The 22646-nt window shown below is 74.4% G+C and carries 20 protein-coding genes; 10 read left to right on the plus strand and 10 right to left on the minus strand.

Annotated elements, in window-relative coordinates; translation table 11 throughout:
* Positions 1-4: 4 nt before the first annotated feature.
* Positions 5-1021 (minus strand): PHP domain-containing protein, encoded by a 1017-nt coding sequence (locus tag ACFZCD_RS00245; RefSeq protein WP_391826230.1) that lies wholly within the window; start codon positions 1019-1021, stop codon positions 5-7.
* Positions 1022-1146: 125 nt separating this feature from the next.
* Between ACFZCD_RS00245 and ACFZCD_RS00250 the strand changes: the two genes are divergently transcribed.
* Positions 1147-2625, plus strand: a complete 1479-nt coding sequence (locus ACFZCD_RS00250) for an NAD(P)/FAD-dependent oxidoreductase (RefSeq protein ID WP_391826232.1) — start codon at positions 1147-1149, stop codon at positions 2623-2625.
* Between the two features lie 55 nt (positions 2626-2680).
* On the opposite strand, the gene ACFZCD_RS00255 is transcribed toward ACFZCD_RS00250, so the two are convergent.
* Positions 2681-4117 carry a lipase maturation factor family protein gene (locus ACFZCD_RS00255; RefSeq protein ID WP_391826234.1) on the minus strand — a complete coding sequence of 479 codons (1437 nt, stop codon included), beginning with the start codon at positions 4115-4117 and terminating at the stop codon, positions 2681-2683.
* 69 nt (positions 4118-4186) lie between these two features.
* Here ACFZCD_RS00255 and ACFZCD_RS00260 point away from each other — a divergent pair, with 69 nt between their 5' ends.
* From ACFZCD_RS00260 to ACFZCD_RS00280, 5 genes are all read left to right on the plus strand, one after another.
* Entirely contained in the window at positions 4187-6280 is a 2094-nt protein-coding gene (locus tag ACFZCD_RS00260; RefSeq protein ID WP_391826236.1) for a SpoIIE family protein phosphatase, read from the plus strand.
* A gap of 91 nt (positions 6281-6371) precedes the next feature.
* Complete coding sequence (gene mutA, locus ACFZCD_RS00265) at positions 6372-8261, plus strand: methylmalonyl-CoA mutase small subunit (RefSeq protein WP_391826238.1); 1890 nt, start codon at positions 6372-6374, stop codon at positions 8259-8261.
* Positions 8261-10471 carry a methylmalonyl-CoA mutase gene (scpA, locus tag ACFZCD_RS00270; protein WP_391826240.1) on the plus strand — a complete coding sequence of 737 codons (2211 nt, stop codon included), beginning with the start codon at positions 8261-8263 and terminating at the stop codon, positions 10469-10471. The genes mutA and scpA overlap by 1 nt, the downstream gene beginning before the upstream one ends.
* Before the next feature lie 13 nt (positions 10472-10484).
* Positions 10485-11483, plus strand: a complete 999-nt coding sequence (gene meaB / locus ACFZCD_RS00275) for a methylmalonyl Co-A mutase-associated GTPase MeaB (protein WP_391826242.1) — start codon at positions 10485-10487, stop codon at positions 11481-11483.
* A 72-nt stretch (positions 11484-11555) separates the two neighbouring features.
* On the plus strand, positions 11556-12905 hold the full coding sequence (locus ACFZCD_RS00280) for a CAP domain-containing protein (protein ID WP_391826244.1): 1350 nt from the start codon (positions 11556-11558) through the stop codon (positions 12903-12905).
* A 21-nt stretch (positions 12906-12926) separates the two neighbouring features.
* On the opposite strand, the gene ACFZCD_RS00285 is transcribed toward ACFZCD_RS00280, so the two are convergent.
* The 6 genes from ACFZCD_RS00285 to ACFZCD_RS00310 form a co-directional block, all read right to left on the minus strand.
* Positions 12927-13979, minus strand: coding sequence for an enoyl-CoA hydratase/isomerase family protein (locus ACFZCD_RS00285; protein WP_391826246.1), 1053 nt, complete (start codon positions 13977-13979; stop codon positions 12927-12929).
* 82 nt (positions 13980-14061) lie between these two features.
* The gene (locus ACFZCD_RS00290; RefSeq protein ID WP_391826248.1) at positions 14062-14505 is read right to left on the minus strand and encodes a type II toxin-antitoxin system VapC family toxin; all 444 of its coding nucleotides are present in this window, start codon (positions 14503-14505) and stop codon (positions 14062-14064) included.
* A gap of 240 nt (positions 14506-14745) precedes the next feature.
* A complete protein-coding gene (locus ACFZCD_RS00295) occupies positions 14746-15345 on the minus strand; it encodes a hypothetical protein (protein ID WP_391826250.1) in 600 nt (199 codons plus the stop codon).
* 69 nt (positions 15346-15414) lie between these two features.
* A complete protein-coding gene (locus ACFZCD_RS00300; protein ID WP_391826252.1) occupies positions 15415-15999 on the minus strand; it encodes a hypothetical protein in 585 nt (194 codons plus the stop codon).
* Positions 16000-16214: 215 nt separating this feature from the next.
* Positions 16215-16538: a nuclear transport factor 2 family protein gene (locus ACFZCD_RS00305; protein ID WP_391827892.1), complete on the minus strand. Its 324-nt coding sequence runs from the start codon at positions 16536-16538 to the stop codon at positions 16215-16217.
* 125 nt (positions 16539-16663) lie between these two features.
* The gene (locus tag ACFZCD_RS00310) at positions 16664-17374 is read right to left on the minus strand and encodes a TVP38/TMEM64 family protein (RefSeq protein ID WP_391826254.1); all 711 of its coding nucleotides are present in this window, start codon (positions 17372-17374) and stop codon (positions 16664-16666) included.
* Between the two features lie 190 nt (positions 17375-17564).
* Between ACFZCD_RS00310 and ACFZCD_RS00315 the strand changes: the two genes are divergently transcribed.
* Both ACFZCD_RS00315 and ACFZCD_RS00320 read left to right on the plus strand, forming a co-directional pair.
* Positions 17565-18752, plus strand: a complete 1188-nt coding sequence (locus ACFZCD_RS00315; RefSeq protein WP_391826256.1) for a GTP-binding protein — start codon at positions 17565-17567, stop codon at positions 18750-18752.
* Positions 18753-18830: 78 nt separating this feature from the next.
* On the plus strand, positions 18831-19622 hold the full coding sequence (locus ACFZCD_RS00320; RefSeq protein ID WP_391827894.1) for a spermidine synthase: 792 nt from the start codon (positions 18831-18833) through the stop codon (positions 19620-19622).
* 77 nt (positions 19623-19699) lie between these two features.
* On the opposite strand, the gene ACFZCD_RS00325 is transcribed toward ACFZCD_RS00320, so the two are convergent.
* Positions 19700-20770, minus strand: a complete 1071-nt coding sequence (locus ACFZCD_RS00325) for a hypothetical protein (protein ID WP_391826258.1) — start codon at positions 20768-20770, stop codon at positions 19700-19702.
* Between the two features lie 81 nt (positions 20771-20851).
* Here ACFZCD_RS00325 and ACFZCD_RS00330 point away from each other — a divergent pair, with 81 nt between their 5' ends.
* Complete coding sequence (locus ACFZCD_RS00330) at positions 20852-21307, plus strand: DUF4442 domain-containing protein (protein ID WP_391826260.1); 456 nt, start codon at positions 20852-20854, stop codon at positions 21305-21307.
* 116 nt (positions 21308-21423) lie between these two features.
* Positions 21424-22086: a DedA family protein gene (locus ACFZCD_RS00335; protein ID WP_391826262.1), complete on the plus strand. Its 663-nt coding sequence runs from the start codon at positions 21424-21426 to the stop codon at positions 22084-22086.
* Between the two features lie 85 nt (positions 22087-22171).
* On the opposite strand, the gene ACFZCD_RS00340 is transcribed toward ACFZCD_RS00335, so the two are convergent.
* A complete protein-coding gene (locus ACFZCD_RS00340; protein WP_391826264.1) occupies positions 22172-22402 on the minus strand; it encodes a response regulator transcription factor in 231 nt (76 codons plus the stop codon).
* Positions 22403-22646: the final 244 nt, after the last annotated feature.

Below are 22646 nucleotides of genomic sequence, written 5' to 3' on the forward strand. Positions count from 1 at the left end.
CCGCCTATCCCTTCCCGCGCGCCCACTCCAGCAGGCGGGGCGCCGTCCATGTGGTGATGATCCGGTCGGCGGGCACCCCGCACTCCTCGGCGCGGGCGCAGCCGTGGATCTGCCAGTCGAGCTGGCCGGGGGCGTGCGCGTCGCTGTCGACGGAGAACAGCACGCCCGCGTCGAGGGCCTGGCGGATCAGCCGGCGCGGCGGGTCCAGCCGCTCGGGCCGGCTGTTGATCTCCACGGCGGTGCCGAAGCGGGCGCACGCGGCGAAGACCATCGCCGCGTCGAACGCGGACTCCGGCCGCCCGCGGCCGGCCAGCAGCCGCCCGGTGCAGTGCCCGAGGACGTCGACGAGCGGGTTGGCGACGGCCCCGACCAGGCGCTTCGTCATGGCGTCGGCGTCCATGCGCAGCTTGGAGTGGACCGACGCGACGACGATGTCGAGCTCGTCGAGCAGGCCCGGCTCCTGGTCGAGGGAGCCGTCGTCGAGGATGTCGCACTCGATGCCCCGCAGCAGCCGGAAGCCGTCGCCGAGGCGCTCGTCGACCTCGGCCACGACGCCGAGCTGGGCGCGCAGCCGGTCGGCCGACAGGCCGCGGGCGATCGTCAGCCGGGGGGAGTGGTCGGTGAGCACCGCCCACTCGTGGCCGAGGCCCTGCGCCGCCCGTGCCATGGCCTCGATGGGACTGCCGCCGTCGGACCAGTCCGAGTGCAGGTGGCAGTCGCCGCGCAGGGCCGCGCGCAGGGCCTCGCCGCCCTCGGTCAGGGGCTCCTCCGCCTCCTGCTCCAGCCTGGCCAGGTAGCCGGGCACGCGCCCGGCGAGGGCCTCGGCCACCACGCCGGCGGTCTTGGGGCCGATGCCCTTCTCGTCGGTCAGCGTCCCGGCGGCGGCCCGCCGCCGCAGCTCCTCGTCCGGCAGCCCGGCGATCACCTCGGAGGCCGTACGGAACGCCTTCACGCGGTACGTGGGCGCGTCCGCCCGCTCCAGCAGGAAAGCGATCCGGTCCAGCGCCTGCACCGGGTCCATCGCACCACCGCCTCCTCGCCTCTCGTCCTACGGTGCGCGATCCGCGGCGGGCGCGCATGCCGCGGGGCGGCACACGCGGGTGAACCCGCGCGTAGCCGCCGGACGGCGTGGGGAGGGTCCGTGGCATGAGAACCGCTTCCTCCGCCGCCCCCTCTCCCCGCGAGGCCCCCTCCGCAGGTGCTCCCGGCGCCTCCGGCAGACCGGGCCGTGTCGTGGTCCTCGGCGCGGGCATGGCCGGTCTGCTGGTCGCGGCGGCGGCCGCCGCGCACGCCGGCGAGGTCGTGATCGTGGAGCGGGACCCGCTGCCCGGGGGGACGGAGCCGCGCAAGGGCCTGCCGCAGGCGCGCCACGCGCACCTGATGATGTCGGGCGGCGCCCGGGCGGTGGAGTCCCTGCTGCCGGGCACCCTGGAGGGCTGGGTGAGCGCGGGCGCCCGCCGGGTCCCGCTGGGGACGGGGCTGGTCGCGTTCGGCCCGCAGGGCTGGTACCCGCGCTGGCCCGGCACGCAGTTCATGGTGGCCTGCACCCGCGACCTGCTGGACGGGGTCGTCCGCGACAAGGTCCTGGCCCTGCCGGGGGTCACGTACCGCGAGGAGACGGAGGCGCTGGCGCTGCTCGGCGACGCGCGGCGGGTCAGCGGGGTGAAGGTCCGCACCGCCGGCAGCCACTCCGCGGAGGCGCTGGAGGCGGACCTGGTGATCGACGCCTCCGGGCGTGGCTCCCAGGCCGCGCGCCGCCTCACCGAGCTCGGGCTGCGCCCCGCCCACGAGGAGACCGTCGACTCCGGCATGGTCTACGTCACCCGGGTCTTCCGCGCGCCCCCGGGCAGCGAGCGCTTCCCCGTCGTCAGCGTCCAGCCCGACCCGCACGGCCGGCTGCCGGGCCAGGGCGCGACGATGCTCCCCGTCGAGGGCGGCCGCTGGCTGCTCACGGCCTGCGGCACGCGCGGCGGCGAACCCTCGCGGGAGACCGGGGAGTTCGAGCCGTTCCTGCGCAGGCTGCGCCATCCCCTGATCGCCGACCTGATCGCGGGCCTGGAGCCGCTGACCGACGTCCACCTCACCCGCAGCACGGTCAACCGCCGCCGCTACTTCGAGCGCATGCCGGACTGGCCGGAGGGCTTCGCGGTGGCGGGGGACGCCGTCGCCACCTTCAACCCGGTCTACGGGCAGGGGATGTCCGTCGCGGCCCACAGCGCGACCGCGATCCGCGGCCTCCTGGCCGGGCACGGGGTGGGTTCGCCCGGCCTGGCCCGGCGCATCCAGCGCGCGGTCGGCCGCACCACGGGCAGCCCCTGGGACCTGGCGACCGGGGAGGACATCAACTACCCGGGCGCGATCGGCGAGCGGCCCCCGGCGGCGTCCCGGGTGCTGCGCGGGTACGTCCAGCGGCTGATGCGCACCGCCACGGTGAACCCGGTCGTCATGCGCTCGCTCTTCGACGTGATGACGCTGTCCGCGCCGATGACGGCCCTGGTCAGGCCGTCCGTGCTGCTGGGGGTGGCGCGCGGCCCGGGCCGCGAGGTGCGGAACGAGCCGTCGATCACGGCCGCGGAGCTGGCGGTGTGCGGGCTGGGCCCGCGGGGGCAGCGCAGCGGCTCGTGACACGTGTCGCCGGCGGTGACCGGGCGGAATTCCTGTCCGCCGCTGCCGGCCCGCGTCACCTCTCCCCGGAGCGGAGCGCAACCGCCGGGAGGAACTCCCCCCGCAGCGTCCGGTGCCACCAGGCGCCCGTTTCCCGCCGCTCCTGCCGGGTGGTGAAGCGGTAGAGGTAGAGCCGTGCCCGCACGTGGGTCGGCGGGGCGCCGGGGAAGGGGTTGTGCCGCAGCAGGCGCAGCGTGTCGCGGTCGCCCGTCAGCAGCCGCTCCACGAAGGGGCCGAACCACGGCTCCGCGTAGGCCGGGGAGATCCCGGCGAACCACATCATCCAGTCGAGCCGCAGGTGGTAGGGGGCGTACTGGCGGGGCAGCCGGTGCGGGTCGCCCGGCTTGCCCTTGAAGCCGTACTCCTTCCACACCGTGTCCGGCCCGATCCGCTCCTCGTCGGTGCCTTCGATCACCACCTCGTAGCGCCTGCGGTTGACGCTGCCGAACGCCCCGTACGTGTTGACCAGGTGGAACGCGTTGAAGGACATGTTCATCCGCTGCTGCCGCGAGAGCATGTTGCGCACCGGCCACCAGCTCAGGACGGCCACGAGGACGGCCGCCGCCACGACGATCCCCTCGTACCAGCCCGGGGGAGCGGGGGCCGGGGCGTGCCGGGACAGGCCGAGGACGTCGGCCATTCCGTCGCCGTCGACCGCGGCGAAGGCCATGACGATGGTCACCCAGTTGAGCCAGGAGAAGTTGCCGGAGGCGACGAGCCAGAGCTGGGTGCAGACGATCACCGCGGCGGCGATGCTCGCGCCGGGCTGCGGCGTGAACAGCGCGAGCGGCACGACGAGCTGGGCGACGTGGTTGGCCCCCGTCTCGACGCGGTGCAGCGGCCGGGGCAGGCGGTGGAAGAACCAGCTCAGCGGGCCCGGCATCGGCTGGGTCTCGTGGTGGTAGTACAGGCAGGTCAGATCGCGCCAGCAGGGGTCGCCGCGCATCTTGATCAGCCCCGCGCCGAACTCGACGCGGAAGAGCAGCCAGCGCATCAGCCACAGCACGAGAACCGGCGGATCCGTGCGGGCGTTGCCCAGGAAGACCGCGAGGAAACCGGCCTCCAGCAGCAGCGACTCCCACCCGAAGCCGTACCAGGTCTGGCCCACGTTGACGATCGACAGGTACATCGCCCACAGGGCGGCCCACATCGCCATCGACGCCCACAGCGGCACGGCGTCCGCGGCGCCCGCCGCCACCGCGGCCGCCAGGGCGGCGCCCGTCCAGGCCCACGCGGCGAAGAACCGGTCCGAATAGTGCAGCTGGAAGACACCGGGCGCCCGGCCGAAGGGCACCAGGCGCACGAACCGCGGCACCGGCAGCATCCCCCGCTCGCCGATGAGCGCGCGGAACTGCAGGGCGGCCGCCAGGAAGCCGACGAGGTAGATCCCGGCGAGCCCGCGCTGCACCACCAGCCTGCTCAGCCAGTACCCCGGGGCGGTGAACCACTCCATGGCGTATCCGTACCACCCGGAGCACGTAGTCACATCGAAGAAACGGGCAAAAGGTGTCAGAGTAGCTCTATGGTTGATCGGGGAGCGACGCCTGCCGCCGCGCCGGCGGGGTCCGTGCCGGGCGACTGGCCCGCTCGCCCGGAGGTCGCCCTCGCCCTCAACCGCATGGGCGGCTTCGACTGGGACCTCGACAACGGCGTGCTGCACATGGACGCCTCCGGCCTGGAGCTGTTCGGGCTGACCCCCGAGGAGTTCGACGGCCAGGTGTCCGCCCTGTCCGACAGGGTGGTCCGCTCGGACGCGGCCGACCTCGACGCCCACATCTCCCGCGCCCTGAAGGAGGGCCGCGACCGCTACAGCGCCTACTACCGCATCCGCGCCCCCGACGGCGAACTGCGCTGGGCCTACGCCCAGGGCCGGATCCGGCGCGACGCCGCGGGCCGCCCGCACCGCATCATCGGCATCGTCCGCGACGCCACCGAGGAGCTCGGCCACTCCGTCGGCAGACGGGACGAGAACCGCCTCTCGCACACCACGATCGTGGAGACCGTCACCGCGGCCCTCGCCCACGCCCGCACCGTCCAGGACGTCATCGAGTTCTTCCAGGACGACCGCGCGGTCCAGCACCTCGGCTCCGACCTGCTCGTCCTCGGCCTCGTCGAGGCCGGCCGGATCCACCTGGTCGCCGAGGGCCCCGGCGAGCACTACATTCCCGGCACCCGCTACACGCGCGTCGACGACAACTTCCCGATGAGCGACGTCATCCGCACGATGGCCCCGCGCTTCATCGAGTCCCGCGAGGAGTTCGCCACCTCCTACCCCTGGCTGTGGGAGCGCATCAAGGACGTCGGCATCTCCTCCGCCGCGTACCTGCCGCTGATCGCCCAGGCCCGCGCCGTCGGCGCCCTCGGCATGCTCTACCGCGAGACCCGCGGCTTCACCCAGCAGGAGCGCAACCTCCTGATCGCCCTCTCCAGCAGCCTCGCCCAGGCCATCGCCCGCGCCATGCTCTACGACCAGGAGCACGACCTGGCCGAGGGCCTGCAGCAGGCCATGCTGCCGCGCCGCATCCCCGACGTCCCCGGCGCGCAGATCGCCGTCCGCTACCGCTCGGCCCGCATGGGCCGCGACATCGGAGGCGACTGGTACGACGTGATCCCGCTGCCCGGCGGCCGGGTCGGCGCCGTCATCGGCGACGTCCAGGGACACGACACCCAGGCCGCCGCCGTCATGGGCCAGCTGCGCATCGTCCTGCGGGCGTACGCGACCGAGGGCCACGCCCCGGCCACGGTCATGGCCCGCGCCTCCTCCTTCCTCCACGAGCTCGACACCGACCGCTTCGCCACCTGCGCCTACGCCGAGGCCGACCTCTCCACCGGCGTCGTCCAGCTGGTGCGCGCCGGGCACATCGACCCGCTGCTGCGGCACACCGACGGCACCTGCCGGCGCCTGCCCGTCTCCGGCGGCCTGCCGCTCGGCCTCTCCGCCGAGTTCGGCCGGCTCGACTATCCCGTCACCACCGTCGAAATCGACCCGGGCGAGACGCTGCTGATGTTCACCGACGGCCTCGTCGAACAGCCGGGCTCCGACCTCGACGAGGGCATGCAGCGCCTCTCCGGGATCGTCCGCGCCGGCCCCTACGAACTCCACCAGCTGGCCGACCGGCTGTGCGACGTGATCGGGGAGCGCGTGGGCGAGGACGACATGGCCGTGCTGCTGCTGCGCCGCCAGGGCGCGGCCACCCAGGGCGGCGGCCGGCTGCAGCAGAACATCGCCCCGGCCGACCCCGAGGCGCTCTCCGCGGCCCGCCACATGATCCGCGCGGCGGTACGGGCCTGGGGCGCGCGCGAGCGGTCCGACGAAATCGAGCTGGTCGCGGACGAATTGGTGACCAACGCCCTGATCCACACCGACAGCGCGGCCGTCGTGACCATCCGCATCATCACCGGGCCCGAACGGCGCGTGCGCGTCGACGTCGAGGACAAGTCCAGCACGCTGCCCCGCCGCCGCGAGCCGGGGGAGTCGGGGGTCTCGGGACGCGGGCTGCTGCTGGTCGACCGGCTCGCCGACGTCTGGGGCGTCGAGTCGCGCGGGTCCGGAAAGTGCGTGTGGTGCGAGTTCGTGGTGCCCGGGCGCCACGAGCCGGCCGACGAGCCGGTCTGACGCGCCGTCCACGACGGCCGCCGCCGAAGAGGCCAAGGTCACAGCGGTTGCCACTGCTGCAGGACGGCCCGGCTCCCCTAGCCTTCCCCCCATGACGGTCCTGCCTGACGAAGGCTTCCCCCTGGCCGCCGAGTTCCCGGACCCCACCCGCGAGCAGTGGCAGCGCCTGGTGGAGGGCGTACTGCGCAAAGCGGGCGCGGCTGACGCATCCGGCCCGGCTGCCGAAGCGGTGCTCGCCACCGAACTCCAGGACGGGCTCGTAACCGGCCCGCTCTACACCGCCGACGACGCCCCCGGCGTGCCCGGCTACCCGGGCTTCCCCCCGTTCGTCCGCGGCGGCCGGCCCGAGGGGACGGCCGCGACCGGCTGGGACGTGCGCCAGCGCCACGCCCACCCGGACCCCCGGCAGGCCAACGAGGCGGTGCTCGCCGACCTGGAGAACGGCGTCACCTCCCTGTGGCTGACCGTCGGCCCCGCAGGCGTCCCCGCCGACGGCATCACCACCGCCCTCGACGGCGTCTACCTCGACCTCGCCCCCGTCGTCCTCGACGCGGGCGCGGACTTCGAGGCGGCCGCCCGGGAGCTGCTGCGCCTGTACGACGAGCGCGGCATCGCCCCCCGCGCTGCCCTCGGCAACCTCGGCGCCGACCCGCTCGGCACCCTGGCCCGCACCGGCGGCGAACCCGGCCTCGACGAGTCCCTGGCCGCCGCGGCCGGCCTTGCCGCGCTGTGCGCCGACGGCCGCCCGGGCTTGCGCGCCCTGACCGTCGACGCCCTGCCGTACCACGAGGCCGGCGGGTCCGCGGCCGAGGAGCTCGGCTGCTCCCTCGCCACCGGCGTCGCCTACCTGCGTACGCTCACGGCCGCCGGTCTGACGGCCGACCAGGCCTGCGCCCAGCTGGAGTTCCGCTACGCGGCCACGGCCGACCAGTTCCTCACCATCGCCAAACTCCGCGCCGCCCGCAGGCTGTGGGCCCGCGTCGCCGAGGTCGTCGGCGCCGGCGCCGCGAGCGCCGCGCAGCGCCAGCACGCGGTCACCTCCACGGTGATGATGACCCGCCGGGACCCGTGGGTGAACATGCTCCGCACCACCGTCGCCTGCCTCGGCGCGGGCGTGGGCGGCGCGGACGCCGTCACCGTCCTGCCCTTCGACGAGGCCGCCGGCCTGCCCGACGCCTTCGCCCGCCGCATCGCCCGCAACACCTCATCGGTGCTGCTGGAGGAGTCCCACCTGGCGCGGGTCATCGACCCCGCGGGCGGCTCCTGGTACGTCGAGGCGCTCACCGACGAGCTCGCGCACGCCGCCTGGGCCTGGTTCCAGGAGCTGGAGCGCGCCGGCGGCCAGGCCGCGGCCCTGCGCTCCGGCCTGGTGGCCGAGCGGCTCGCCGCCACCTGGGCCCGCCGCTCCGCCGACCTGGCCACCCGCCGCGAACCGGTCACCGGCGTCAGCGAGTTCCCGAACCTCGGCGAGCAGCCGCTGCGGCGCGAGCCCGCGCCCGCTGTCCCCGGCGGCGGCCTGCCCCGGGTCCGGCGCGACGAGGCCTACGAGGCGCTGCGGTCCCGCTCCGACGCCCACCTGGCCGCGACCGGCGCCCGCCCGCGCGTCTTCCTCGCCGCCCTCGGCCCCGCGGCCGCCCACACCGGCCGGGCCACGTTCGCCGCCAACCTCTTCCAGGCCGGCGGCATCGAGCCCGTGCACGACCCCGCCACGGTCGACGCCGGCTCCGCCGCCGAGGCGTTCGCCCGCAGCGGTGCCGCCGTGGCCTGCCTCTGCTCCAGCGACAAGCTCTACGCCGAGCAGGCCGAAGCCGTCGCCGCCGCCCTCAAGTCCGCGGGCGCGCAGCGGGTCTTCCTCGCCGGGAAGCCCGGCGGCGAGCAGCGGGAGGCGTATCTGCGGGCCGGGGTCGACGAGTTCGTCTTCGCCGGCGGCGACGCCGTCGCCGTCCTGTCCTCCGTCCTCGACAGCATGGGAGTCGTGTGATGCCGCCTTCCCCGGTCCCCGACTTCTCCGGCATCGGCCTGGGCCCGGCGAACGCCGCCCCCGCCGACCCCGGCCAGTGGCGCGCGGCCCTGAAGGAGGCCACCGGCAAGAGCGCCGAGGACCTCGTCTGGGAGACCCCCGAGGGCATCGGCGTCAAGCCCCTCTACACCGCCGACGACCTGCAGGGGCTCGACTTCCTCGGCACGTACCCGGGCATCGCGCCCTACCTGCGCGGCCCGTACCCGACGATGTACGTCAACCAGCCCTGGACGATCCGGCAGTACGCGGGCTTCTCCACCGCCGAGGAGTCCAATGCCTTCTACCGGCGCAACCTGGCGGCCGGTCAGAAGGGCCTGTCCGTCGCCTTCGACCTGCCGACCCACCGCGGCTACGACAGCGACCACCCGCGCGTCACCGGCGACGTCGGCATGGCGGGCGTCGCCATCGACTCCATCTACGACATGCGGCAGCTCTTCGACGGCATCCCGCTCGACCGCATGAGCGTGTCGATGACGATGAACGGCGCCGTGCTGCCCGTCCTCGCGCTCTACATCGTCGCCGCCGAGGAGCAGGGCGTACCGCCCGAGAAGCTGGCCGGGACCATCCAGAACGACATCCTCAAGGAGTTCATGGTCCGCAACACCTACATCTATCCGCCCCGGCCCTCGATGCGGATCATCTCGGACATCTTCGCGTACACCTCGCAGAAGATGCCCCGCTACAACTCCATCTCCATCTCCGGCTACCACATCCAGGAGGCCGGGGCCACGGCCGACCTGGAGCTCGCCTACACCCTCGCCGACGGCGTGGAGTACCTCAAGGCGGGCATCGGAGCCGGCCTGGACGTGGACGCGTTCGCGCCCCGGCTCTCCTTCTTCTGGGCGATCGGCATGAACTTCTTCATGGAGATCGCCAAGCTGCGCGCCGCCCGCCTGCTGTGGGCCCGGCTCGTCAAGCGCTTCGAGCCGCAGAACGCCAAGTCCCTGTCGCTGCGCACCCATTCGCAGACCTCGGGCTGGTCGCTGACGGCGCAGGACGTCTTCAACAACGTGGCCCGCACCTGCGTCGAGGCCATGGCCGCGACCCAGGGCCACACCCAGTCGCTGCACACCAACGCCCTGGACGAGGCCCTCGCCCTGCCCACCGACTTCTCCGCCCGCATCGCCCGCAACACCCAGCTGCTGCTGCAGCAGGAGTCCGGGACCTGCCGGGTCATCGACCCGTGGGGCGGCAGCGCCTACGTCGAGCGGCTCACCCACGACCTCGCGCGCCGCGCCTGGCAGCACATCGAGGAGGTCGAGGCCGCCGGCGGCATGGCCCAGGCCATCGACGCGGGCATCCCCAAGCTGCGCGTCGAGGAGGCCGCGGCCCGCACCCAGGCCCGCATCGACTCCGGCCGCCAGCCCGTCATCGGCGTCAACAAGTACCGGGTCGACAGCGACGAGCAGATCGAGGTCCTCAAGGTCGACAACTCCTCGGTGCGCGCCCAGCAGATCGAGAAGCTGCGGCGGCTGCGCGCCGAGCGCGACGAGGCGGCCTGCCGGGACGCCCTGCACGCGCTGACCCGCGCCGCCGAGGCGGGCTCCGGCCAGGGCCTCGAAGGCAACCTGCTGGCCCTCGCCGTGAACGCCGCCCGCGCCAAGGCCACCGTCGGTGAGATCTCCGACGCACTGGAGAAGGTCTACGGGCGGCACGCCGGGCAGATCCGTACGATCTCCGGTGTGTACCGCGAAGAGGCCGGCCCGTCGTCCGGAGTGGAGCGCACCCGCGCCCTGGTCGAGGCGTTCGAGCGGGAGGACGGCCGCCGCCCGCGCATCCTCGTCGCCAAGATGGGCCAGGACGGCCACGACCGCGGCCAGAAGGTCATCGCCACCGCCTTCGCCGACCTCGGCTTCGACGTCGACGTCGGCCCGCTCTTCCAGACGCCCGAGGAGGTCGCCCGGCAGGCGGTCGAGGCCGACGTGCACATCGTCGGCGTCTCCTCGCTGGCCGCCGGCCACCTCACGCTCGTACCGGCGCTGCGCGAGCAGCTGGCGGAACAGGGCCGCGACGACATCATGATCGTCGTCGGGGGCGTCATCCCGCCGCAGGACGTCCCCGCGCTCCTGGAGATGGGCGCCGCCGCGGTCTTCCCGCCCGGCACGGTCATCCCGGACGCCGCCCACGACCTGCTGAAGACCCTCGCAGGGGTCCTCGGCCACGAACTGTGAGGCTGCTGCCCCGATGGCACGGACGATCGACCTCGACGCCTACGTCAAAGGTGTGCTCGACGGCAAGCGGGCGGTCGTCGCCCGCGCCATCACGCTCGTCGAGTCCACCCGGGCCGAACACCGGGCGCTCGCCCAGCGGATGCTGACGGAGCTGCTCCCGCACGCGGGGGCGGCCCGGCGGATCGGCATCACCGGCGTGCCGGGCGTCGGCAAGTCCACCTTCATCGACGCCTTCGGCACGATGCTGACCGGCCTCGGCCACCGCGTCGCGGTCCTCGCCGTCGACCCGTCCTCCAGCCGGACCGGCGGCAGCATCCTCGGCGACAAGACCCGCATGGAGCGGCTGGCCGTCGACCCCGCCGCGTTCGTCCGGCCCTCGCCCACCGCCGGCACCCTCGGCGGGGTGGCCCGGGCCACCCGCGAGACCATCGTGGTGATGGAGGCCGCGGGCTACGACGTGGTGCTCGTGGAGACCGTCGGCGTCGGCCAGTCCGAGACCGCCGTCGCCGACATGGTCGACAGCTTCCTCATGCTCACCCTCGCCCGCACCGGCGACCAGCTCCAGGGCATCAAGAAGGGCGTCCTCGAACTGGCCGACCTCGTCGCCGTCAACAAGGCCGACGGCCCGCACGAGCGCGACGCCAAGGCCGCCGCCCGTGAACTCGCGGGCGCCCTGCGCCTGTTGCAGCCGCCGGACGCCGCGTGGAACCCGCCCGTGCTGACGTGCAGCGCCCGGGAGTCCACGGGCCTGGACACCGTCTGGGAGCGGCTGGAGCAGCACCGGCGGGTCATGGAGACCACGGGCGCGCTGGCCGCCCGCCGGCGCGAGCAGCAGGTCGACTGGGTCTGGACGATGGTCCGCGAGCAGCTCATGGACGAGCTGCGTCACCACCCCGCCGTGCGGGCGGCCGGGCCGGGCATCGAACAGCGGGTCCGCGAGGGCACGTTGCCGGCGGGGCTGGCGGCGGAGCGGTTGCTGGAGGCGTTCCGCCACGGCCCCTCCGAGGGCTGAGGGAACCTCCCGGTCGTACCGCACGTTCTCCACGGCACCGGCCGGACCGCGGCCGCGTTCGGAGGAGCCGCGATGAACGACCTGGTCGCCGGAGGCAACGCCACCCTGCCCGACGGCGCGCTCTCCCTCCGCGTGCCCGGGCCCTTCGACCTGTCGGTCATCGTTACCGGCGAGAGCGGAAAGGTCGCCGGGGACGGCGACTTCGTCTTCTACAACCAGCCGGCCGCACCCGGCGCCCGGCTCGCGGGCGACACCGTCACCGTCGACCCGCGCGGCCTGCGGCACGGCGCGGCGCGGGTCACGGTCGTGGTCAGCCCGGCGGCCCCCGGCACGCGGCTCGGGGCCCTGCCCGTACCGGTCCTGACCGTCGCCGGAAGCGGCGGCGGGGTCCTGGCCCGGTTCGTGCCGCCGCGCCCCGGACCGGAGACCGTGCTGCTGCTCGCCGAGCTCTACCGGCGCGGCACCGGCTGGAAGATACGGGCCCTGGGTCAGGGGTACGCGGACGGACTCGCGGGCGTGGCCAGGGACTTCGGCGTGGACGTGGCCGACGACGGCACGGACTCCGGGGCGTCGGGGCAGCGCCCCGGACCTGCGGCCGCCCGGCCTTACGGGGATGCTGACGCGCACGGGGCGCACGGCGGCCCGGACGGCGCCGACGCCTTCACCGCCCTCGTGAACGCCGAGCGGGCCGCGGCCGGGCTGCCGCCGGTGACCGCCGACCACCGCCTGGCCGCCGCAGCCCGCGCGCATGCCGCGGACATGGCCGCGCACGGCCGCCTCGCTGCCGGGAGCCCGGACGGCACCTCGCTCTTCCAGCGGGTGGCCGCGGCCGGCTACCGCTGCCTGACCGTCGCCGAGCACCTCGTGTCCGGGCCGCGCACCCCCGCCGAGTTCGTGGCCTACTGCCTCGCCGACCCCGAGCGCGCGCGGCCGTTCCGCGACCCGGCCGTCGTGCACACCGGCGCGGCCCACGTGAGCGGCCCCGGCGGGGACGTCTACTGGACGGTTCTGTGGGCCGCCCCCCTGACTCCCGCGGGCCTGGCGCGGCTGACCGCCGAGGTCATCGCGCTCACCAACGCCGAGCGCGCCGCGGCCGGCCTGCGCCCACTGGCCCCCGACGCCCGGCTGGCCGCCGCCGCACAAGCCCACAGCGACGACATGGTCGCCCGCGGCTTCTACGCGCACACCTCGCCCGAGGGGAGCGAGCCCTGGGACCGGGCGCGGGCCGCGGGAGCGCCGCACCCGGGGATCGGCGAGAACATCGCCTGCGGGCAGCGCAGCGCGCCGGAGGTCGTCCGGGGCTGGATGGACAGCCCCGGCCACCGCGCCAACATCCTCAAACCGGACTTCGCGCACATCGGCGTCGGCTACGCCACCGGCAGCAGCGCGGGCACGTACTGGACGCAGCTGTTCGGCACGTAGGCGGCGGGCGGGGAGGGGCGGCTAGAGGCCGAGGCCGGGCCCGTCCGCCGGCGCGAAGTGCCGTGCCACGTCCTCGTCGGTCACGTCCTCCAGCGCGGCCGGCTGCCACCGCGGCCTGCGGTCCTTGTCCACGACCTGCGCGCGGATGCCTTCCAGCAGGTCGGGGTCGGCCAGGGACGCGCACATCACCCGGAACTCCTGCTCCAGCACGGCGGGCAGCCCGGGCAGCAGGCGCGCGCGGCGCAGCGCGCCGAGCGTGACCTTGAGGGCCGTGGGGGACTTGCCGAGGATCGCCTCGGCCGCCTCCTTGGCCTCGGTCACCCCGCCCTCCCCGCACTCCGTCAGCCGGCCGAGGATCTCCTCCACCGTGCCTGCGGCGTAGCAGTGGTCGATCCAGCCTTGGTGCGCGGCGAGCGCGGAGGCGGGGGCCGGGGCCGCGAACGCCCGTACGGCCTCGTCCGGGCCGGAGTCCGCCAGCGCGGCGGTGAACTCCGCCAGCCGTCCGGCCGGCACGAAGTGGTCGGCGAACCCGGCGTGCAGCGCGTCGCCCGCACCCATGCGCGCGGTGGTCAGGGCGAGGTGCGTGCCCAGTTCGCCCGGGGCCCGGGAGAGGAGGTACGTGCCGCCGACGTCGGGCGCGAAGCCGATGCCGGTCTCGGGCATGGCCACCGAGGACCGCTCGGTGACGACCCGTACGCCGCCGTGCGCCGACAGGCCGACCCCGCCGCCCATCACCAGCCCGTCCATGAGGGCCACGTACGGCTTGGGATAGGCCGCGATGCGGGCGTTGAGCCGGTACTCGTCGCGCCAGAACTCCCGGGCGGCCGCGCCGCCCCCGGCGCGGACGTCGTCGTGGACGGCCCGGACGTCGCCGCCCGCGCACAGACCGCGCTCACCGGAGCCGTCGAGCACCACGGCGGTCACTCCGGCGTCGTGCTCCCACGCGTCCAGGGCGCCGGCGATGCGGCGGACCATGGCGTGGGTGAGGGCGTTGAGCGCCCGGGGCCGGTTGAGCGTGATGCGGCCCACGCGCCCCTCCCGGCGCAGCAGTACGGCGTCGTCGGTGGTGGTCATCGTGCCCCTTTCACTGGACGGTGGAGGGATGGCGGAGCGGGGCGGGACGGCGGCCCGCGGCCCGCGGACGGGCCGGATCCCGTCAGGCGCGGCCCGGCGCGGCGGCGGTGCCGGCCGCGTCGGTGATGCCCCGGATCGGGCAGCGCGGCCCGGTGGCGCGCAGCAGGCGCAGGTCGGCCGTCACGAGCGTCGCCCCCAGCTCCTCGGCGACGGCGACGTAGGCCGCGTCGTCCGGCGTGAGGTTGTCCTTCAGCTGCCACATCCGGCCCAGCAGCGGCTCCACGGGCACCTTGCGCAGCGTCAGGCCCGGCAGCCGCCCGGCGACCTCGGCCACCCGCTCGGCAGTCACCTGCCCGGCCAGGTACATGCCGCGCAGCGACTGCATCACTTCCACCAGGAGGTGTTCCGGAGCGGCCCACTCGGCGTCCGCCGCGAGCGCGGCGCGGGCGCTCTCGCCCCGCGGTCCGTCGTCGGCGAGTGCCAGGACGAGGGCGGAGGCGTCCACGACGATCAAAGTGTCTCCCACCGTGCCTTGTGCCTTCCGGCGGATCGGGACGAACGCGCCGGTTGCGGTGGCTGTGCAGTCCGCCGGGCTCGCGCCGTCGCGGTGCTCCGCCGTCGCGGCGGGCTCACGTTCCCGGACGAGGGTCCGGGCAGGTTCCCGGAGATGAGCCGCCGCGCCGCAGCCGCCACCCTAGCCGCGCACGCACGCCGGCCGGCGGCCGGGTGGATCAACGGCCCGGGCTGCCCTGAGGGAGCGTCAGCGTCAGTGGACCGGGCCCGCCCAGTGGACGGTTGCGTGGTCCTGGCCGAAACCGGGGCGCACCGCGACGTTCACCCGGGCCAGGCCGGCCGGCGGAACGTCGAAGGCGAACGTCGTCTTCCCCGACCGCTCCGGCTCCAGGTTCCCGGTGAAGGGCGTGCCGACGCCGCTCGCGCTGTCGAAGATCTGCTGCGCCCGGTCGGCCTTGTCGCCGGACTCCACGGTGACCAGGACGCCCGCGGTGTCCAGGGGGTGCTTGGTGCCGTTCGTGACGCTGACGGTGAACTTGACCGCCCGGTTGCCCGCTTGGTGGCCGAGGGCCGTGCCGCTGGGCGTGAACGTCCCCGGGTCGGACACCGTCACCTTGAGGCCGTCGTGGTACGCGTAGGTGTCCCCGAACGAGGCCGTACGGGACTGCGGCGAGACCGAGGGACCGCCCGGGAGCGTGATCGTGGCGCCGGCGTGCCCGGACCCTCCGCAGGCCGCACCCGCCACTGCCACGGCGGCCGCCGCCGCGAGGGCCACGGCCGCTCTCCCCGCGCCGGGCCGGACCGGGCCCCGGGCCGCAACGCGCGCCGCCCGGGGCGGCAGTCTCGTGCCCATGGGCACCAGCCTGCGCCGAAGGGCGGCGGCGCGCATCCGGAGCGCCGGGCCGCCGGCCCGGCCCGGCGGTCAGCCCGCCAGGGCCTTCTTGACCTGGGGCACCTGAGGCCCGGAGTCCTGGGCCGGGATCTGCCAGCGGAAGGTCTTGCCCTCGCCGTCGGTGTACGTGAGGGTGCCGCCGCGCTGCGCCGCGGCGATGTCGAAGGTGCGGGCGCGGACCTGGGTGGCGCCGGCCCGGATGGGGCCGCCCGCGTCGAAGCCGGGCAGGAAGACGTTGGCCTCGCTGTCGACGGCCTGGCCGTCGTTGGCTATCCACTGCCAGCCGCCCTTCTCGGTCGGCGTGGTCTCCGCGGCGGCCGTGTCCGTCAGGGGGCGCTCCTGCACCGCGACCACGGCGTACAGGCCGCGCGAGGGCTTGTCGGTCGCGGTCTTGGCGGCGTACACCACGCTCACGGGCGTGATGTCGAGCTTGCCGCCGCCGCCCGCACCAACGGTCTCCGTGCCCTTCCCCATGGCCAGGGGGCCGGCCGCGGGTGCCGCGGCGGAGGAGGGCGAGGAGCCGGCTGACTTGGTCTCGGCCTTCGTCTCGCTGCTGCAGGCGGCGAGCGACATGGCGGCGACGAAGCAGAAGGCGGTGACGGCAGTGGTGCGCATGCATCCCCCGGAGGATCGGGTTACGTGAGGTGTGAACGAACCCGGGAACCGTACCCTCGGTAACAACCCCTCGACGGCCGCTCCGCCTCAATCGTGACCAGCTCGCTACCCTCCCGGTATTGCGATGGGTCACCTCATCCCACTAATGCGCCTCGAAACGGTACGAGCCGGACTTGCGGGTCCCTCGGCCCGCTTGTCGGCTCACGTCCGCCGGGTCAGGCCTGCCCCGTCTCGAACCGGGTCACCTTTCCGCCGTCGACGGTGAAGTCCCACTTGGTGCGCATTTCGCCCCACGTGTCGTTGCGGTAGCGGGCGACGAGGGACAGGCCGTCGGCGCTCTCGGACTCGACGTCCATGTGGCCGTTGGACGTGAAGATCTCGCGGTCGGCCCACTGGGTGAGGTTGCGGTCGGTGCCGTCGTCGGCCATCGTCGCGCCCGGTGCGAGGGACTCGTGGAAGGCGGTGCGGTCGCCCGCGTTGAGGGCGCTCACCAGCGTGCGCACGGCGGGATCGGAGAGCTGCTCGACGGGGATCACCAGACGGCTCCTTTCGGTGTCCGGGACGGCCGGTGCCGTTCGGGCGGTGCTGTCCAGGACAGGACAGCACCCCGGAGCCGCCCGCGCGCGCCGGTCCGCCCGGATGGCGGAAAAGGGGCGCCCGGCCGTCAGGAACGCGACAGCCGCCGCGTCAGGCCCTTCTTGCGCCACGCCACGACCACCGCCGCCAGCCCGGTCACCGCGATGAACGCCATGGCCCCCAGGAAGGCCGGCGAGGTCGGCGTCGCCGCGTGACTGCCGGCGATCACGTAGGCAGCGGTGGCGGGCGCGCTGCCCAGGGCGGTCGCCAGCAGGAACGGCGTCCACCGCATCCGGGACACGGCGGCGCAGTAGTTCGCGGCGGCGAAGGGCACGCCCGGGAAGAGCCGGACGGCCATCATCGACCGGAAGGCGTGCCGGCTCAGCTGCCGGTCCGCCGCCCGCAGCCACCGGCCGCGCAGCAGCGGCCGCAGCGCGTCCTGCCCCAGCAGCCGGCCCAGCCCGAAGGACGCCGCCGAACCCAGCACCGTGCCCACCACGGCGGCCGCCGTCCCGGCGGGGGCGCCGAAGAGCGCACCGGCCGCCACGTTGAGGATCGGGCGCGGCACGAACGCCGCCGTGCACAGCCCGTACGCCGCGGAGAACAGCACGACGGCCGTACCGCCCGACAACTGCGGCCAGCCCTCGGCGAGCAGCCGCTCCGGGCGCAGGGCGAACACCGTGACCCCGGCGGCGACCAGCAGCAGCACGAGCAGACCCAGGCGGAACCACGGGGACAGCAACCGGGCGCGCTTGCGGGACTCGGCGGGGCCGGGGGAGAGCACGGCGGGTTCGGACATCGCTGGAGCCTAACCGACAGAGATATAAAGCGGTCGTCATCCCGGAAAGACGGGGCGGTGCCGGAACTCTCCTTCCCCGTACGTTCACTCGAATGCCGTCAGCCCGCCCCCCTCCCGCTCCCCGGCACCGGCCGCCGCGACCCGCGAAAACCGTTCGACGCCCCGCACACCGTGCGCGAGCATCGACCGCATGCACCGGCCACCGTCCGGCCTTCCGCGCCACAAACCGCACCTGAACATCGGCATCCTCGGCCATGCCCGCCACGGCAAGACCACCCTCACCGCAGCCGTCACCCACGTCCTCGCCACCCGGCGCCGCGCCGTCCCCGTCCCCGCCTCCGGCCGCGTCGCCGAGGAGGCCGGGCAGGCCGCCCCCGGCCGCACCGTCGCCTGCGCCCGCGTCACCTACGAGACCGACACCCGCCGTTACGCCCACACCGACCTGCCCGGCGACCCGCGCTTCACCAAGAACCTGCTCACCGGGCTGGCGCGGCTCGACGGCGCCGTCCTCGCGGTCTCCGCCGCGGACGGGCCGGCGGCGCAGACCGCCGCGCACCTGCTGCTCGCCCGCCGGACGGGCGTGCGCCACCTCGTCGTCGCCCTCACGCAGGCCGACGCGAGCGGGCCGGGCCACACCGACCTGGTCGAGCGGGACGTCCGCGCCCTGCTCACCGCCCACGGCTACGACGGCGAGCACACCGCCGTCGTCCGCGTCTCGGCCCGGCGCGCGCTCGCGGGCGACCCGCGCTGGACCGCCGCGATCGAAGCCCTGCTCGACGCCGTCGACACCTACATACCGGCGCCCCTGCGCTACACGGACGCGCCCTTCCTGCTGTCCGTGGACCGCGTCCTCACCCTCGCCCGGCGCGGCACGGCCGTCACCGGCGTCGTCGAGCGCGGCGCCGTCCTCCTCGGCGACCAGGTCCAGCTCCTGGGGCCCGGCGGCCCCCGCGACGTCCTCGTCACCGGCCTGGAGAGCTTCGGCCGGCCGCTCGGAGTCGCCCAGGCGGGCGACCGTGCCGCCCTGCTGCTCCGCGGCCTCCACCGCCACGAGGCGCGCCGCGGCGACACCCTCGCCGCCCCCGGCAGCGTCCTGCCGCGCCGCCGCTTCACCGCGGACGTCCGCCTGCTGCGGGCGGACGAGGGCGGCCGGCACACCCCTCTGTTCTCCGGCTACCGCCCGCAGTTCCACGTCCGGACGGCCGACGTCCCCGGCACCGTGCACCTCCCCGGGCCCGGCGTCGCCCTGCCCGGGGAGACCGTCACCATGACCGTCGCCCTCGACCGGGACGTGCCCCTCGAACCCGGCCTCGCCTTCGTCGTCCGCGAAGGGGGCCGCACGGTCGGTACCGGGACGGTCTCCTCACCCCACGCGTGAACGCACAATAGGGGCGTGACAGAACCAGGAGAACCGATACCCGTGACGCGGGACGTGGACTGGGGCATCGCCAAGCTGATGCCCGACGTGGACCGGCCGCACGCCTGGCTGCTCACGGTGAACGGCTCGCCTCAGTCGTACGTCGACCTGGACGACCCCACCCACCTCGAGTTCGAGTACGCCCGGCGGATCGCCCACGTCCTCGACGCCGCCGCCGAGCCGGACCGGCCCCTCGACGTGCTGCACCTCGGCGGCGGGGCGCTCACCCTGCCCCGCTACGTCGCCGCCACCCGCCCGGGCTCCCGGCAGCGCGTCGTCGAGGCGGACCGCGGGCTGATCGCCCTGGTCGCCGAGCACCTCCCGCTGCGGCACGGCTCCGGCGTCGAGGTGGTCGCCGGGGACGCGCGCAGCGAGCTGGAGGCGTCGCCCGCCGCCTCCGCCGACGTGATCGTCGCGGACGTCTTCGGGGGCTCCCGGGTGCCGGCCCACCTCACGTCGCTGTCCTACGCGCAGGCCGCCGCGCGGGTGCTGCGGCCCGGGGGCCGCTACGCCGCGAACCTCGCCGACGGCGCGCCGTTCGCCTTCCTCCGCTCCCAGGTGGCCACCTTCGCGGCGGTCTTCGCGCACGTGTGCCTGATCGCGGAGCCGTCGATGCTGCGCGGCCGGCGCTTCGGCAACGCGGTCCTCGTCGCCTCGCACACCGAACTCCCGGTCGCCGCGCTGGCCCGGCGCGCCGCCGCGGACGCCTTCCCGGCGCGGGTCGAGCACGGCCCGGCCCTGGAGCGGTTCGCCGCGGGGGCCGGGCCGGTGCACGACGCGGACGCCGTGGGGTCGCCCGAGCCGCCGGGCGGGGCGTTCAGCGTGGGCTGACGCCGGGCGCCCGCGCGGCGGGACGGGGGAGGCGCCAGGGGGCTCAGCAGCTCAAAGGACCTCAGGAGCTCAAGGGATCAGGAACTCTTGAGCGGCCGGAGCGAGCTCATGATCTTCTTGATGGTGTCGTCGGGCACCTCGTCCTCGGTGCCGGTGGCGCTGTAGAGGCACCACGTCGCCAGGTCGCCGTTGACGTCCTTGTACGTCACGGTCACGGACTTGGCGCTGGTGGCGCACTGGTGCTTCTTGGCGACTCCCGTGACCGTGGCCGAGGAGGAGGTTCCGGTGATGCCGTGGTCGCTCTTGAAGTCCTTGCCCTTGGAGTAGTTGAACTTCCCGGTCTTCTTCTGGTCGAAGCCCCAGAAGAGCCAGTTCAGCGCCTCGTTCTCGGCTGCGTCGGCCGGGCTCTTGGCGCCCTGGGCGCCCTTGGTGCCCGCGGCGACGGGGGTGGCGTCCTTGTCGCAGCGGTCCTCGTTGAAGAAGGCCACGCCGGACATGCTGATGCCCTTGCCGTTGGGCGGGAAGGAGTGGTCGTCCTCGTCCTGGAAGCCGAAGCTGGTTCCCGGCGAGGCGACCTTCCACTCCTGAGGCACGTCGAAGGCGATGTGCCGCTTGCTGTTGGTGACGACCTTCCAGCCGTCGATCACGGGCTTGACCTCGACGTTCGCCCGCGGGTTGTCGGCAGGGTCCTGGCTCGCGCCCTGGGACGGGGAGGGCGCGGCCGACGAGGCGGCCGCGCTCGGCGCCTTCGTCGGGTCGGTCTTCGCCACGTTCTCCTTGTCGTCGTCCTTCAGGAAGACGACACCGGTGATCACCGCGGCGGCCACCACCGCGACCGCAGTGCTGATCGCGATGATCGTGGTCCGCTTGCGGTTGTCCCGCGGGGGCTCCGGAGCTCCGGCCGGTGCCGGGGCGGGCCACTGCGGGCCGCCGCCCGGCTGACCGGGCTGCGGCGGGCCGGGAGGCTGCTGCTGGTAGGGGTTCGCCCCCGGGCCGGCCGGCGGGTAGCCCGGCTGCTGGTACGGGTTGGGCTGCTGGTAGCCCGGCTGCGCGCCGGAGGGCGGGCCCGGCGGCGGGACCGGCGTCTTGTACGGATTCGAGTCCTGCGGGTTCTGCTCGCCCCCGGGCGGCTGCTGTCCTGGCCACATGGCCGATAACCATAGAGGCAGATGGTGACATCGGTGAGGCCGCCCCTTCCCGCCATAGCTACTGGCTGGTAACTTGCGGGTATGTCTGAGACCACCCAGCCCTCGATCGGCGACATGCTCCTGGCCACCGTGCCCATGGCCAAGACGCTCAACCTCGTCTTCGAGGAGGCGGGCGCCGAGCGCGCCGTCGTCCGCCTCCCCGACCAGCCCGACTACCACAACCACGTCGGGGGCCCGCACGCCGGCGCCATGTTCACCCTCGCCGAGTCCGCGAGCGGCGCGATCGTCCTCGCCGCCTTCGGCGACCAGCTCTCGCGCGCCGTGCCGCTGGCCGTCAGCGCCGAGATCGGCTACAAGAAGCTCGCCATGGGCCCCGTCACCGCCACCGCCGAGCTGGGCCGCCCGGCCGCCGACGTCGTCGCCGAGCTGGACGCCGGCGGCCGGCCGGAATTCCCCGTCCACATTGCGATCACCCGCGAGGACGGCGCCGTGACCGGCGAAATGACGGTCGTCTGGACCCTCCGGCCGAACAAGTAACCGGTCCGCCGCAACCTGCGGGCACCTGAGGGAGTCCTCTCCTCCAGTAGGCTTCCCGGCGTGCGCCCCTGCGGCGCGCGCCGGGAAGAGATCGTCAAACCGGGGAGGAACCGGCGTTGCACATCCAGGAGTGGCTCGAAACGGTACCGGCGATCGCCGTCTATCTCTTGGTGGGCGGGGTCATCGGGCTGGAGAGCCTGGGCATCCCGCTTCCCGGTGAGATCGTCCTCGTCAGCGCCACCCTGCTGGCCGCGACCCAGGACCACATCAACCCGTACGTGCTGGGCGCCTGTGCCATCGCCGGTGCCGTCGTCGGCGACTCGATCGGCTACATGATCGGCCGCAAGGGCGGCAAGCCGCTGCTGGAGTGGCTCGGCCGGAAGTTTCCCAAGCACTTCGGCCCGCACCACGTCGCCACGGCCGAGCGGTCCTTCCAGAAGTGGGGCATGTGGGCGGTTTTCGTCGGCCGCTTCATCGCCCTGCTGCGGATCTTCGCCGGCCCGCTCGCGGGCGTCCTGAAGATGCCTTACTGGAAGTTCCTGATCGCCAACGTGCTCGGCGGCATCGTCTGGGCCGGCGGCACCGTGGCCGTGATCTACTCCGTCGGCAAGGTCGCCGAGGAGTGGCTGAAGAAGTTCTCCTGGCTGGGCCTGCTCGCCGCCGTGCTCTTCGGGCTCGGCTCGCTGGTCGTCATGCGGATCAAGGCCAAGAAGGCGGAGGCCGCCCGCGCCGCCGAACCGGCCGCAGCCCAGGCCGAGCCGGTCGGCACCGCCGACTGACCGCAGCAGCGAACGGCATTTCCCGAGAGCCCCCGGATCCGTACGACGGAGCCGGGGGCTCTTCGCTGCTCCCGCCCGGCGGCCGTCAGCCGCTCCGGCCCGCGTCCTGGGTGATGCTGAGGCGGACCAGGTCCGCGAGCGTCGGGGCCGGGCGCTTGGCGCGGATGCGGCGCAGGTACGTGCCGACGGTGTGGACGCTGATGCCGAGCCGCCTGGCGGTCTGGTGGTAGGTGAGCCCCGCGCCGATGTGGGCCAGCACCTGCCGCTCCCGGGGCGACAGGCGCGGCGGTCCGGTCTGGAGGCTGCGGCCGGGCATCTCGTCTCCATGTGGCTGGCGGAGCCGCGCGGCGTGGGTGACCGGGCGGCCGGCCGCGGGTGAAGTTCCTCCGCCCGCGCGACGCTTTGAAGGGATCTAATCATGAACTCGGCGAAATGCAAGCAAAAAGTAGTGGCCATCCGGTCAATGCCCCTTTAATCGCAGGCAAGTCGGCTGTCAAGTCCCCAACTTCCGCGGCTCCAGCCCCGCTTCGAACCGGGCGAGTGTGAGAGGCGGCGCCGCC

The sequence above is a fragment of the Streptomyces sp. NPDC008001 genome (genome assembly GCF_042958085.1).
Taxonomy (GTDB): Bacteria; Actinomycetota; Actinomycetes; order Streptomycetales; family Streptomycetaceae; genus Streptomyces.

Bases quoted from the DNA above. Each gene is read 5' to 3' on its own strand.
- ACFZCD_RS00245 (WP_391826230.1), bottom strand. From the start codon at position 1,021: ATGGACCCGGTGCAGGCGCTGGACCGGATCGCTTTCCTGCTGGAGCGG.
- meaB (WP_391826242.1), top strand. From the start codon at position 10,485: ATGGCACGGACGATCGACCTCGACGCCTACGTCAAAGGTGTGCTCGAC.
- ACFZCD_RS00315 (WP_391826256.1), top strand. From the start codon at position 17,565: ATGCACCGGCCACCGTCCGGCCTTCCGCGCCACAAACCGCACCTGAAC.
- ACFZCD_RS00320 (WP_391827894.1), top strand. From the start codon at position 18,831: ATGCCCGACGTGGACCGGCCGCACGCCTGGCTGCTCACGGTGAACGGC.
- ACFZCD_RS00280 (WP_391826244.1), top strand. From the start codon at position 11,556: ATGAACGACCTGGTCGCCGGAGGCAACGCCACCCTGCCCGACGGCGCG.
- ACFZCD_RS00330 (WP_391826260.1), top strand. From the start codon at position 20,852: ATGTCTGAGACCACCCAGCCCTCGATCGGCGACATGCTCCTGGCCACC.
- ACFZCD_RS00295 (WP_391826250.1), bottom strand. From the start codon at position 15,345: ATGGGCACGAGACTGCCGCCCCGGGCGGCGCGCGTTGCGGCCCGGGGC.
- ACFZCD_RS00255 (WP_391826234.1), bottom strand. From the start codon at position 4,117: ATGGAGTGGTTCACCGCCCCGGGGTACTGGCTGAGCAGGCTGGTGGTG.
- ACFZCD_RS00250 (WP_391826232.1), top strand. From the start codon at position 1,147: ATGAGAACCGCTTCCTCCGCCGCCCCCTCTCCCCGCGAGGCCCCCTCC.
- mutA (WP_391826238.1), top strand. From the start codon at position 6,372: ATGACGGTCCTGCCTGACGAAGGCTTCCCCCTGGCCGCCGAGTTCCCG.
- ACFZCD_RS00285 (WP_391826246.1), bottom strand. From the start codon at position 13,979: ATGACCACCACCGACGACGCCGTACTGCTGCGCCGGGAGGGGCGCGTG.
- ACFZCD_RS00310 (WP_391826254.1), bottom strand. From the start codon at position 17,374: ATGTCCGAACCCGCCGTGCTCTCCCCCGGCCCCGCCGAGTCCCGCAAG.
- ACFZCD_RS00300 (WP_391826252.1), bottom strand. From the start codon at position 15,999: ATGCGCACCACTGCCGTCACCGCCTTCTGCTTCGTCGCCGCCATGTCG.
- ACFZCD_RS00260 (WP_391826236.1), top strand. From the start codon at position 4,187: ATGGTTGATCGGGGAGCGACGCCTGCCGCCGCGCCGGCGGGGTCCGTG.
- scpA (WP_391826240.1), top strand. From the start codon at position 8,261: ATGCCGCCTTCCCCGGTCCCCGACTTCTCCGGCATCGGCCTGGGCCCG.
- ACFZCD_RS00325 (WP_391826258.1), bottom strand. From the start codon at position 20,770: ATGTGGCCAGGACAGCAGCCGCCCGGGGGCGAGCAGAACCCGCAGGAC.
- ACFZCD_RS00340 (WP_391826264.1), bottom strand. From the start codon at position 22,402: ATGCCCGGCCGCAGCCTCCAGACCGGACCGCCGCGCCTGTCGCCCCGG.